Origin of the sequence: Acetitomaculum ruminis DSM 5522 (assembly GCF_900112085.1) — a bacterium.
Lineage (GTDB): Bacteria > Bacillota > Clostridia > Lachnospirales > Lachnospiraceae > Acetitomaculum > Acetitomaculum ruminis.
Genome location: NZ_FOJY01000005.1, coordinates 155,991 through 169,522, shown reverse-complemented (window position 1 = coordinate 169,522; position 13,532 = coordinate 155,991). Strand labels below are relative to the sequence as shown.

Genomic DNA, 13,532 nt, shown 5'->3' with positions numbered 1-13,532 from the left:
CCAGAGATAATCCCCAAAGCCTTTTAATCTTATGCTATAACCTCTTCTTTTTTCTTTGCTACCGCAGGTGCTTTCTGATCCATGGTAGCCACAACTGCCTTCTTCTCATTAAGCCTTGCGATAAGGGAAGGTCTTTCCTCTTTCGACTCCGGTTTTGTAACAGGTTCTTCCGCATCATCCGTATTGGATATATCAGATTCCTCAGCTTTTTCACTGATTTCAGCCTTATTCTCTGATATGTGACCTGCCTCTGTGTCAGCCTCCTGTGCCGGCACTACCGTCTCAGTCTGCTCTGCTGTTTCTTTCTCCGGCTCCGGCTTTGGAGCATCTTCATCAAGATCAACCGCATCCTCACCCTTTTCATCCATATCAAGCAGGCTGTTCAGCTCTGCAAGCCTTGTCAGCTTATCGTTAAGCTCCTGTTCATGTGGGAATGGCTTTTCTACCTCAATCTTTGCGGTTTCAAGCTGCTGTTCCACATTGGCGAGCTTTGCAATCGCATCCTCAAGCTGTTTTGTCATGGATTCCATGGCATTACCTATACGGGTAATGTTACCGGACGGGTCAGAGCCAATCTCCACTTCATGGCTGAGTTTTCCCTTCATGTTCAGCGTAAACTTCCTGAAAAATGAATCAAAGGTTACATTCATCTTCATACCCAGATACTCACCGATTGGCACAGCCACATTTGCCTGCTTCATCTCCTTACAGATACCGATGATCGCTGTTCCGGCTTCCTTCCTGTCATCATAGGTCTTTCCGGCTACCGTCATGGTGAAGATATCCTTATCCGCAGGCTTGTTTGCATTATAGGTTGCGATATCTGCCTTCATTCCGGCAATACGCTCTTTTAACGCTGATATCTGCTGCGGATAATTCTTTGCGATATTATCCTCCAGTCTGTATTTCTGACTGGTATGGTTCGCTTTCATCAGCTTCAGCTTCGATACCTGGATATCCAAGTCCATCTTTTCCTTAATGTACGGATTACCTGTTGCCAATGCCTTGACCTCTGCATAGGTAAGAGCCGCCTCGTCGATATCCTCACAGCTTCTGACCGGAGATTTACTGGTCATGATCTGCCCGATGAATTTCTGCTTATTCTCGATGAGCTGCCATGAGTAGGCATCAAATGTGCCTTCCGTGACATACCGGAAGATCTTTACTTTCGGATTGGTATTACCCTGTCGTAAGATACGACCTTCCTGCTGTTCAATGTCAGACGGTCTCCACGGCACATCCAAATGATGAAGTGCTATCAGCCTGTCCTGCACGTTTGTACCGGCTCCCATCTTCTGTGTTGATCCCAGTAAAAAACGGACCTGTCCGCTTCTTACTTTGCCAAACAGCTCCGCTTTCCTCGTCTCGGTATTCGCATCATGGATAAAGGCTATCTCTTCCGGTGGTACTCCTTTTGCTATCAGCTTATCTCTGATATCCTCATATACATTGAAAGTTCCGTCTCCTTTTGGTGTCGAAAGGTCGCAGAAAATGAGCTGGGCTGACCGCTTATCTGCTGTCTTTTCCCATATCTCAAAAGCTTTCTCCACGCAAACACTGGACTTACTGTTTTCATCATCCGGTAGCATATCATTCATGAGTCTCTGATCAAGAGCCAGCTTACGCCCATCGTTGGTAATTTTAAGCATATTATCGACGGATGAATCCACCATGCGGTTACGCACCCGCTCTGCCCTGTCTGCCAGGGATGCCACCATTTCCTTCTGTGCCCCTGACGGCTTTAATGTCACATTCTCATACTCCGCCTCCGGCACAGGAAGCTTTAACATATCCGGTGTCTGTATATCAGCACTCTCCTTAAAAAGTGCGATCAACTCCGGCAGGTTAAAGAACTTCGCAAACCTTGTCTTAGCCCTGTATCCGGTTCCTTCCGGCGCAAGCTCTATCGCTGTCTGTGTATCACCGAAGTTAGCCGCCCATGCATCGAACTGTCCAAGCCCCAGCTTCTGAAGCGTACCATACTGTAAATATCTCATATTGGTGTAAAGCTCCGTCATGCTGTTGGAAATTGGCGTTCCGGTTGCAAAGGTCACGCCTTTACCGCCTGTCAGTTCATCAAGGTACTGGCATTTGTTGAACATATCCTGCGACTTCTGCGCCTCTGTCTGTGCGATACCTGCCACGTTACGCATCTTGGTATAAAGGAACAAATTCTTGTACGAATGCGACTCGTCCACAAAAAGCCTGTCAACGCCCAGCTGTTCAAAGGTTACGACATTATCCTTACGGCTCTGATCATTAAGTTTATCAAGCCTTGTCATAAGCTGCTTCTTGGATTTTTCCATCTGTTTTATGGTATATCGTTCGCCCCTGTCCGCTTTTGCCTGTGCTATGGCTTCCGTGATCTCATCTATCTGCCGCTCCAGAATCGCCACCTGTCTTTCCTGTGACAACGGGATCTTTTCAAACTGGGTATGGCCGATGATAACAGCATCATAATCGCCTGTCGCTATACGGGAACAGAACTTCTTACGGTTTGCAGGCTCAAAGTCCTTCTTCGTTGCCGCAAGGATATTTGCTCCGGGATACAGACGCAGGAAATCACTCGCCCACTGCTCCGTCAAATGGTTTGGTACTACAAACAGCGACTTCTGAGCAAGCCCAAGCCTTTTAAGTTCCATAGCTGCCGCAGTCATTTCAAAGGTCTTGCCGGCCCCTACGCAATGGGCAAGGAGCGTATTATCTCCATACAACACATGGGCTACCGCATTTTTCTGATGCGGCTTAAGCTCTATATCCGGTGTCATGCCCGGAAACTGCAAATGTGAGCCGTCATACTCTCTTGGTCTTGTGGAATTGAAACGCTCATTATAAACCTTTACAAGATCTGCTCTTCGCTCAGGATCCTTAAAGATCCAGTCCTTAAAGGCTTCACGGATTGCCTCCTGCTTCTGTGCCGCAAGGGTGGTCTCCTTCTTGTTAAGCACCCTCTTTTCCTTGCCATCCTCCACAATAGTATCATAGATACGCACATCCTTAAGGTTTAAACTGTCCTCCAGTATCTTATAGGCATTCGCCCTTCCTGTACCGAAGGTCATGTTGGCAAGGGTATTTCCATAGTCGGCATTCTTGCCCTTTACATTCCAAAGCCCGGTCACATCCGAATACTGTATACCCATGACATTCCGGTTAAAAAGATATCCCGGTGTCTGGAAGGTCTCACGCATGAAGTCCTCTATATACTTCGGGTCAACCCATGTTGCCCCAAGACGGACTTCTATATCCGAAGCTTCAAGGTCTTTCGGCATCACCTGTTCAAGATGCACCACATTCACCTGATACTCCGGGTGATTCTCCGCATAGTTCTTTGCTATGGACAGCTTCTCACGGACATTACCGGACAGATACTCATCTGCCGTCTCCCACTGGTCTGTCAAAGGATTTTGGAAGATAACTCCTGCAAGCTCCTCAGTTATGGCTTCTTTTTCCTTTCCCGTAAGCTCTGCCATATAGTCAAGGTCTACCTTGGCTTTTTCAGCCAGGGAGACCGCCAGAGCCTCGCTTGCGGTATCAACGCTTGTCACCACCTCTGCGTGTTTGATGGTACGCTTCGTGAACATATCCGCTTTTCCAAGGAACTTGCCCTCATCATCCAACTTCTCCAAGGAACAGAGCAGGCAGTATGAAGAGTCCTGATTAAAGGCTCTCTTATTGGTCTGGGAACTGATAAGCCCGTATTTATCGGAGAACTTATCATATAATCCGTTCAGTTCTGCCTGTTTTTCTCTAATAGCTTCGTCGGGATAGTCCTCCATCTGCATCTGAATCAGTTCCTGCGTACAGTCACGGATAGAGATCATCCCCTTTATGCGGTCTTCCATGGTATCTGACACATCGGCAGGCTTCATGACGGAATTCTCACGATAATACACATGATCATCCACCATACAAAAGCTGTAATTCTTTACATTCGGATCCGCCGGTATTACTTCAAGGTCAGACTTTCCAAGCTCATCCGCCGAAAGCTCCACCGCTTCATATTCCGCATGGATATTGCTGATTGCCTCACGGAGCTGCTCTTCAAAAGGTCTGCTTTCATCAGGTACACAGGTACTCTCCATACCAAAAGGTCCTGACACCATTTCCATCTTTCCTACGATCATCTCCGGGTGGTCTGCAAAATACTGGTTCATGGCGATGCCGTTTGCATCCATGCCAAGATGCACCCAGTCCGGCTCGATATCCATCAGCCTGTCCCTTTTCTGGAAAAAAAGAATGTCGGACGTTACTTCTGTTCCGGCATTCTCCTTAAAGGCTGTATTGGGTAATCTAACCGCTCCGAGCAGCTCTGCCCTTTGAGCAAGATATTTCCTCACCTGCGGGCTTTGCTTATCCATGGTTCCCTTGCTTGTAACAAATGCTACAATTCCGCCCGGTCTTACCTTATCCAGCGTCTTTGCAAAGAAATAATCATGTATCTGGAAGTTAAGCTTATCATAGGGCTTGTCGCTGACCTTATAATTTCCAAATGGCACATTTCCCACGGCCACATCAAAGAAATCATTCTGAAAATCGGTCTTTTCATATCCGCTGATACGCACATCTGCCTGCGGATAAAGCTGCTTTGCGATGCGACCTGTCAGATCATCAAGTTCCACTCCATACAATTTGCTGTCCTGCATTTCCTCCGGCAGCATACCGAAGAAGTTTCCTACACCCATAGCAGGTTCAAGGATATTTCCCTTTTCAAAGCCCATTTGCCCCAGTGCTTCATAGATATTTCTTATGATCACGGGACTTGTGAAATGTGCGTTAAGGGTACTCTCCCTAGCAGAATTATATTCATCCGGTGTCAGCACACTCTTTAATTCCTGATATTCCGCAGACCAGTTGCTCTTACTTTCATCAAAGGCATCCGCAAGACCTCCCCAGCCGACATACTGCGATAAAATCTGCTGTTCCTCCGGCGTTGCTGTCCTATGTTCGTCCTCGATCTGCTTCAAGGTTGTAATCGCCCTGATATTGTCACGGAACTTTTCCTTTGCACTGCCTTTCCCCAGGTCATCATCTGTAATACGGAAATTCTTCGCTTCAACCTTTGCCGTCTCAGACAGTTCCGCTTCCCTTGCGTTATAGGACTCCCAGAACCTCCCGACAAGTCTCCTTGGAAAGCTCTCATCATCCATAAACTCATACTGGATGTTCTTAACTGCATCAAGGCTATCAGCCTTTTCAATCTTCTTTTCATACTGCCCGACCCTGACTTCATCAGAAAGCTTCTCTTCCAGCTTGCGAAGCTCCGGTTCAGAAAGCCTTTCGTAAATATCGTTACCTTCAGTATGGATGGAAAAGCTCTCTTCATCCCCGTCATGCCTTGTGACCTCATAACGGATCTTCTGACGCTCTCCACGGATATCGGCTTCAAGCTCATACTCCGCTGTATGCCCGAAATTACTGTACTCCGCTCCGATATAGGAAATATTCTGTATATCCTCTGCGGTAAGCTCCACGTTATGGAACTTCTCCCAGTCCTCTTCCGATACATAGGTAAGCTCGTCAAAATCAAGGTACTTTAGCTCATTTTCTATAAGATCGGTAAGGGTATCATATTCATTCTGAGAAATGATCTGCCCATCAATCGCAAGACGGATGCTGTTATGCTCAAGGTCTACAGAAGCCTGTATCGGGTACTCTTTTCCGTCAGCTTCATCTATAAGGTCGGTATAAGCTATCTCCACATTGGAAAGATCCGAGAAATCTGCATCATGATCATACTCCCTGTAGCAGAACTCATTGATAAGCTCTTTTGCCTGCTCCTGCTCTGGAGTAAGGACTGCTTCTTTTTTCCGAAGAAACTCCGGCACTTCCGAAAATCCGAAGGAATCCACGAAATATGCCTTGTCCTCACCATTCTGATGCAATACCACCACATCCGATACGGACATGGAACGTCCCTTGTAATCTACGGGATGGTCTATGTTGAACTTCTCATAAAGATCTTCGAGGGTAGTACCTTCCTCCAGTTCTCCGGTATATACCGCCTCATAGTTTGCCGCATCAACAGACAGTCCTCTGTTCTGCAGGTGCTCCAGGTTTTCAAAGATGATATCCCGTCTGTCCTCAGCTTCATCCGATATCTGATAGATTGTATATGTTGAAGATTCCTGTTCTAAAGCCTGCCCTTTAAGCACTTCTCCCCGCATGGTCTCGTCAACATACTCCTGCGCCTCTTCAAGAGTCCTGAAGGTCTCCGTTGGAGCAGCAAAAGAATCAGCAACCGGATGAATCCCATAGGAGCCATCTTCCTCACGGTATACCCATACATACTGACCGGATGGGAGCTTCGTTGCCCACTCCTGTGGATTATCATTTTCATCATCTGCCTCATGGACTATCGACCAGCGGCTGTTTTCTCCCCGTCCGACAGGCGGACCGAATTCGGGATTATGATCTGCCTCTTTGCTTTCCGGCTCTTCCTGTGCATCCCCGGCTTCAATGGCATCAACAAGTTTTTCCTGCTCATCCGCAAGAGCTTCCTTTTCCTGCTCCTTTTTATACTCCGCATAGGCTTCCTTTGCCTTGGGAGACAGATACTTATCCTCTGCAATCAGTTCACGGATACGCTTTTCCACCACATTCCAGTTAAGAAGCACGGATGTATATGGCTCCATAATACTTCCCTTGTCAAGCTGAATGCCCTTTGCATCATGGTCTTCCCAACTCTTGTCATTTCCAATCAAGGCATCCGACTGTCCGCCTGTACCATATTCTTTTTTAAGGAACGCTACATTATCCTTGCTGTCATGCCCCTCCTTAAAATAATCATAGATACGGAAAAGTCCCTGTGATACGCCGCTTCCATGGGTGAGCCTGCTGTCAATCTCATCCTGGGTGATGAAGTTTTCAAGCCTTACATTTACCTCATCTGCAAGAGGAAACTCCCTACGCTCTGCATCGAGGTCGGCAATCTCCGAAAGTAGGTACTCCGGCTCTTTTACATATCTCCACCGAAGTTGAATCTCTCCGCTCTCTATCCTGTCCGCAGCCCTTCCGATTTCCTCTGCAAGCAGTTCCCTTCCCTCATGGGTAGATAACAACTCTGCGATATGTGCCTGGCTGTCGGGATAATTACTTCCCTGGATAGAAAAAGAGTCAGGCATATCATCAATGCCGTCACGGAAAAAGAAATAAATCTGATCAGCAACTCTCGCCCGCTCGGTACTGTCCACAAGAAAGGCTTCATTTCTTGACATATATGAGCCATTTTCCACCATCTGACGGGTGAACTCTTCTACAAGGCTCCAACTATAGGTAGTGGCAAAGTCCACCTGAGCAGAATTCCCCGGTGCAATACTCATACCATTTTCATTAAACCAGACAGATACCCTCTGCCCGTCAAATTCAAAGCCCTTGCCTGTCGTTCCGATCTCATTCTTAATGAAATCAGTCATTTCCGCAGCATCTTTTCCTGCCTGGTACTTTGCATAGATACGCTTACGGTTATCCTGCTTTCCGCCACCGGAACGGATGATATCAAGAAGCTGTTCATCCTTTAACGCAAAAACAGCGGGAGCCTTCGTTTTCACGCTTGCTTCCGCTGCTGCTATCGTTCCCACCTGCTCCGCAAATGACGGGAACAGGTCAAACATATTCAGTTGTTCGGGTTCTGCATCCGGAGGATTTAGCTGTAGATCAGCTCCGATAAAACTATCTCCTCCGCCGATGCCCGGATGTTGTTCATCAGACCCACCCACTTCATCTGGTCTGATGCTTTCAGGGCTTCGTTCACTCCCTGTGACTTCGCCATCTGATCGGTCAGAAGATCCATCCTCTCCTCTGCCTGCTTCTGAATCATCAGGCAGTGCTCCTTCAGATTCCCCTCTAACATCATCCCGCTGTAGGTTCCTCTCCGATGTTCCTTCAGAAAGTTCCTCCGCATTAGTCCGTACTTCGTTAAGGGTTCCTCCGGCTCGCTGTTCGCGATCAGGTTCGGGATCAGATAATCCCCGCTCTGCATGTAAGTCAGTTCCATGGTCATTTCCTCCTTGTTCTGAAATATTAGCGCTTTCGCCTTTTTCATAATCATCGGTGGAAATATCACCTTGCCGCTCGCTTTCACGCTTTAAAGCATTATATTCATTCTGAGCCTCATTTGCAAGCGAATTTTGGCTTTTTTCAACGGCTTGTGATATATTCTCCGTTTGTCTTTCTACTTCGCCATATCGGGCGATATGACGCTCCTGTGCCGTTACCGCTCTTCCGATTTCCATGAGCACCGGCTCAGTCATTTCCGATACCGCATTTCCCAGTACAGACAGTGTTTTCACATCGCTGAACTCATGCAGATACCGGAAGTCAAAATCATAAAGCTCTGTGTCCACACCGCACCTTGTAAGAAGCGTATATGCGATGGAATCTCTCATGGTATCCTGCAATCTCATTTCAAGATTCAGCTCATCGTAACCATACAGAAAGCTTCCATCCACCCTGTCCTGCAGATCAGGCATTACATCCCTGTAATAATCATCCGCAATACGATGTGCCAGCTCCACAAGCCTGTCCCCGAAAGGTCTGTTTTCATCCGTTTTTCCATATATGTTTTCCAGTCTGTTAAGAACCGTCTGTTCATTCCGTTCTCTGACCTGCCATATGTACGGGAGCCTTCCCACATTCCATCCGGGATGCACATTTGATACATCAAATACATACCGAAGTCTCGGTCTGCCGCTGCTCTCATCCAAAAGGGCGATACCCTTGGAGCCACGATTGACCCAGCAGTTCATCTTCTGATTCCATGTTTCAAGCTCTGCACATGCTGTGGCATCTGGTCTTTGGGCATAGATAAGCAGCTGATCCATGAACGGATACCGGTATAATCTGCCGGCAGTGGTAAGAAATCCCTTCCACTTTTCCGTATCTGCTGATAAATCTTGTGCCGTAGCCTGTGCAAGCCATTTGATCTCATCATATTTTCTTGCCATAGCCTGTTTCTCCTTATAAAGATTATGGGAGAAGGACATCGCTGCCCCTCTCCCGTTCCAAAACAAAAATCCTTATGCCAAAGCCTGTCCTCTGTCCTTATTCATCTGACGAGGCTCCCTGGTTGCCTCATTCTTGGCAACAATGTCTTTCTTCTGGGCAAGTCTCTCCTTAAGGGAAGGACGCTCCTGCTTCTTTTCTTCTTTTGCAGAGGTCTTTTCTACAGCAGTTTCCTTTGAAGCCTCTGCTTCTTTTGCTGCAGCCCTCTCCTCTGCCTTGTCAGCACGGAAAAGCTCATGTTCCTTTGCGTCATAGGCATATACGTGATCGGAGAGTCTTTCCTCCGGTGCTACCTGTGTGGCATTCACATCCTGCACCATACTCTCTAAGGTCTTAAGATCCATCTGGTCATTCTTAGGTACGATCAGCACCTCATGCACACTCGAAGGTAAAATGAAGTAGTCCTGACCCAGCTTCTCGGTGATATCATCCATGACCTTATCGTTAAGGAGAACTGCCGCACCGTTAAGCTTATCCTCATTGGAAAGTACATACATCATCTCATCAGGTGTAGGCGGGATCATACCGGCGATGGCCTCCCTTGCCTCTTCCTCGGACATTCCGCTTCGCATCATATCAGGAAGCATCATATCCACCATGGTCTCCGTCATGCTCTTGAATGTTGCCGGAGTAAGGGTGTCCATGTTATCAAGGGCAATCTGATGAAGCTGTTCTACATCCACACCGTATCCCTCCATGAGCCTGTTGGTGATAGGTGCGCTCATTGTGCCGCTCTCTTCTTTGCCGATTGCGATATGGTATGTAACAGCCAGGTCATCCACCATGGTATGAGGCTTATCTGCAAGATACTCCGCATTCTGCTCTGCATTGATAAGGCGGCAGGTGATACGATCCTTCACGCTGTCAAAATCGGTAAGCTTGCTCACATCAAAATCCTGTGACATCTCATGCTGTGTGCGGACATCTGCGATTGCAGCCAGGATATCATCCATAGGTCTGCCGTCCTCATGCTGTTCATAAAACTGATTGAGGTAAATATTGGGAGCGATATTGCTGTCCTCAAGCTTAACCATAAGACCATCAAGCTTCTGATCATTGTTCTTCACAACTGTCTGGATAGATACATCCGCATCTGCGTACTTCTCAGGCAGAAACTCCTTGATACGGTCTGCCACTTCCTGCTTAAACTCTTCGTAATTCATGCTTTTGCTCCTCCCTTCATAGTTGCTTCCTTCTGCATCTGTGCCTTACGCTCCAACTTCTTCATGCCCTGCATATAGGCTGTGAAGCGTGCCTTCCCGCTTGTCTTTGGCTTTTCTGCAACCTCTGTTGCGATCACGTTGTTATTCTGCATCGTTTTCATCCTCCTTCTTCTTTGTATAATCTTCAAGAAAATCCCAGAAATCCTCCGGGGTGTTCTCGCTTACCATATCTGAAATATCTTCAACGCATCCGTTCAAAAGATCATTGTTATCCTTTCCTGCCGTGCAAATAGCTCTGATCTGCTCCAGCTTTTCTGCATTGGAGATATTTCTTCTGCGGCAAAGTCTTTCAATATCCTCAAATTTCACATTCATAAGGTATCCGACGTTCCTGATTCCTTCGAGGATATACTTGATAAAAGCGACCTCTTCTTTTTCCAGAATGCTGATATCAGCATATTTACCGGGATAGTAATCATCATCAGATGCTCCAAAATCATGATCATCCGTGCTGATAAGCTCCTCTTCCTCTTCGGGTGTAAGATGATATTCTTCATCGAAATCATCCGGCTCTTCATCAAAGTAGTCATCATCACATTCATCACAGACATACTTCCTTTTACTGTCCCTGTACTTCTTTACGGCTAAAGCCGCAGCAGAGACCGAAGCCCCTGCCGCCGCAATGCCCAGTAATATTTTTACTGCTTTCTTCATGTTGCTCACTCTCCCTTCTTCTTACGCTCCGGAAACTCAAAGGCGAACTTGAACTGAAAGCCGCTCTTTTCCTCACCATCCTTGTTGGTGTAGTCATACGCCTCCACACCTTCAGGCTTAAGAAAAGCATCATAGCTCTTGCCCTTCTTGCTCTTAAGACCTTTCATAAAGATCTTTTCTCCTGCAAGAAGCTTCTTGATCTGCTCCTCGTCAAGCTTTCTTCCCATGGCATAGCCAATGCTCATGCCGCACTTCTCGGTGCAGTATGCCCCGTACTTGCCGACAACGACATCACCGCCACACTTCGGGCATTTTCCAATTGCTTCTTCAGATCCAAACATCTTCTTTTCCTCCTCGCTTACGCTACTGTATGTTTTTATCAACTCTGTTACCATGTCCTTAATGCCCTTCATAAAAGCATCCGCACTCATCTCACCCTTGGAGACAAGGACAAGTGCGTTTTCCCAGTCCGCCGTCATCTGCGGAGATTTCACCGCATCAGGCAGGATGGTTATGAGCTTGATCCCATCATCCGTGGGAACCAGCTTTTTCTTATCTCTTTTGACAAAACCATCTTTTACCAGCTTCTCGATGATATCCGCTCTGGTGGCAGGTGTACCAAGCCCCTTACGTTCTACATCATCGTCCATTTCCGAAGCTCCGGCAGTTTCCATATACTTAAGGAGCGTATCTTCCGTGAATGACTTAGGTGGCTGCGTGAAGCCCTCTACCACTCTCGGATTTACTTCACGAAATGACTGTCCTTCATGTACCACAGGCAAAGACTTTTCCTCATCCTCCGCATCGGCTTTTACCTTAAAGCGGTTCCTGAGCATTTTTTCATACTTCTTAAAGCCTTCGGATATGACCGTCTTTCCGCTTGCATGAAACTTAAACCCATCACAGTCAAGTTCCACCTTTACACTCTTATAAATATGCCTCCCGGATGTAGCACACAGAACACGATATGAAATGAGGGAAAGAATCTTCTTCTCTCCCTCTGCAAGTGCATCCATATCCTGTTTTGCTATTTCCATCGTGGGAATGATGGCGTGGTGGTCTGTGACTTTTTTGCTGTTTAAGACTCTGCCGATGTCCGGTGAATAATCCTGCGGCATCTTTAATACGCTCTTAAACACCGCTCCGATCACATCCTCCGCAGTCTGCCCCATATCATCGGATAAAAACTGGCTGTCCGTCCTCGGATAAGTACAAAGACGCTTTTCATAAAGGCTCTGGGTATAATCTAAGGTCTGTTTTGCCGTAAATCCAAAGATACGATTGGCATCCCTCTGCAGGGTGGTAAGGTCATAAAGTCTCGGCTGTGCGATACTCTTTTCCTCTTCCTCCACCTTCGTAATACGCACCGGGTTAAATACGGCACATCCCTCTACGGACATTGCCTCATCTTCGGTCTTGAACTTATCGGATACCGCTTCCATGCCATTTACATCTATATGGCAGGTATAAAACGGCTCTTTCTTAAAGGTTCGGATTGCTTCGTCTCTGTCCACAAGCATTGCAAGTGTAGGAGTCTGCACCCTTCCGACTTTCAAAAGTCTGTTATAAAGCACAGTGAAAAGCCTTGTACCATTGATACCCACAAGCCAGTCAGCCTGTTGTCTGCATAAAGCACTCTGATACAGGTCGTTGTACATATATCCGGGTTTCAGATTGGCAAAACCTTCCCTTATGGCACTCTCTTCCATAGATGAAAGCCATAAACGCTTAATAGGTTTATCACAGCCTGCCTGCTCATATACAAGACGGAAAATCAGCTCCCCCTCTCGTCCGGCATCGGTAGCACAGATAGTCTCGTCTACGTCTTTATCGTGCATGAGCTTCTTAAGTACCTTAAACTGGGCTTTCGTATCCTTTTTAATCTCATACTGCCAGTTTCCCGGCATGATCGGGAGCGAATTATATGACCACTTCTTTAAAGCGGGATCATATGCATCCGGCTGTGCCAGCTCAATAAGGTGTCCTACGCACCACGAAATGATATAACCGTTTCCTTCGATATAGCCATCCTGTGCATTCTTTACACCCAGTGCATCCGCATAAGCTCTGGCCACACTGGGCTTCTCGGTAACCACTAACTTGTATCCCATGGCAGCCTCCTTATAAAGAAGCTTCCTTCGACTTCGTAGCAGTCTTCTGAGGTGCATCATGTTTCTGCTGAGAAACCTCGGCTTTCTTTTCGGAAAGTCTGTTCTTAAGGGATTCCCTCGGCTTTTCCTCCTGCTCCTTGCCTCTGGACTTATAAAACTCCACCATGCCCTTCAGCTCTCTGTTGGATACCTTGGTCTTTTCAGTCTCCCAGATCTTCTTGCCATCAGCACCTTCTCCGACGCAGTGATCCTTGCGTACTGTGGTATGACCGTCGGCAGGTAGCTTCATCCACATACCCTTACCATACTGATCCTCATGCACTGCATTTGACCTTGCAACAAATGTTGCCCAGGGACTGTGATCATTTTCATCCTTGTTAGGAATAAGGATCTGCTTATACTCCTTGCCATCCTTTCCCGTAAAAGGCTCTCCGACACATCCCTTGCCAAATTTGATGGTGATCTCATCCATCTTCTTTTTTTCTGCTGTCTGTTCCATAAAACTCATTTCTCCTTTCAAAAGATGACGGAGAGGTTATCCTCT

The 13,532-nt window shown here is 47.0% G+C and carries 6 protein-coding genes; all 6 read right to left on the bottom strand.

Translation table 11 applies throughout. From position 1 onward, the window contains the following. Positions 1-29: 29 nt before the first annotated feature. Positions 30-8,942, bottom strand: a complete 8,913-nt coding sequence (locus BM153_RS04750) for a YodL domain-containing protein (RefSeq protein ID WP_456297602.1) — start codon at positions 8,940-8,942, stop codon at positions 30-32. A 72-nt stretch (positions 8,943-9,014) separates the two neighbouring features. After that, on the bottom strand, positions 9,015-10,163 hold the full coding sequence (locus BM153_RS04740) for a DUF5688 family protein (protein ID WP_092871281.1): 1,149 nt from the start codon (positions 10,161-10,163) through the stop codon (positions 9,015-9,017). Beyond that, entirely contained in the window at positions 10,160-10,315 is a 156-nt protein-coding gene (locus BM153_RS13655; protein ID WP_177205574.1) for a hypothetical protein, read from the bottom strand. The genes BM153_RS04740 and BM153_RS13655 overlap by 4 nt, the downstream gene beginning before the upstream one ends. Beyond that, positions 10,305-10,877: a hypothetical protein gene (locus BM153_RS04735; protein WP_092871279.1), complete on the bottom strand. Its 573-nt coding sequence runs from the start codon at positions 10,875-10,877 to the stop codon at positions 10,305-10,307. The genes BM153_RS13655 and BM153_RS04735 overlap by 11 nt, the downstream gene beginning before the upstream one ends. A gap of 5 nt (positions 10,878-10,882) precedes the next feature. Then, positions 10,883-12,988, bottom strand: coding sequence for a DNA topoisomerase 3 (locus BM153_RS04730; protein ID WP_092871277.1), 2,106 nt, complete (start codon positions 12,986-12,988; stop codon positions 10,883-10,885). A gap of 10 nt (positions 12,989-12,998) precedes the next feature. Beyond that, a complete protein-coding gene (locus BM153_RS04725; RefSeq protein ID WP_092871275.1) occupies positions 12,999-13,487 on the bottom strand; it encodes a hypothetical protein in 489 nt (162 codons plus the stop codon). Positions 13,488-13,532 lie beyond the last annotated feature (45 nt).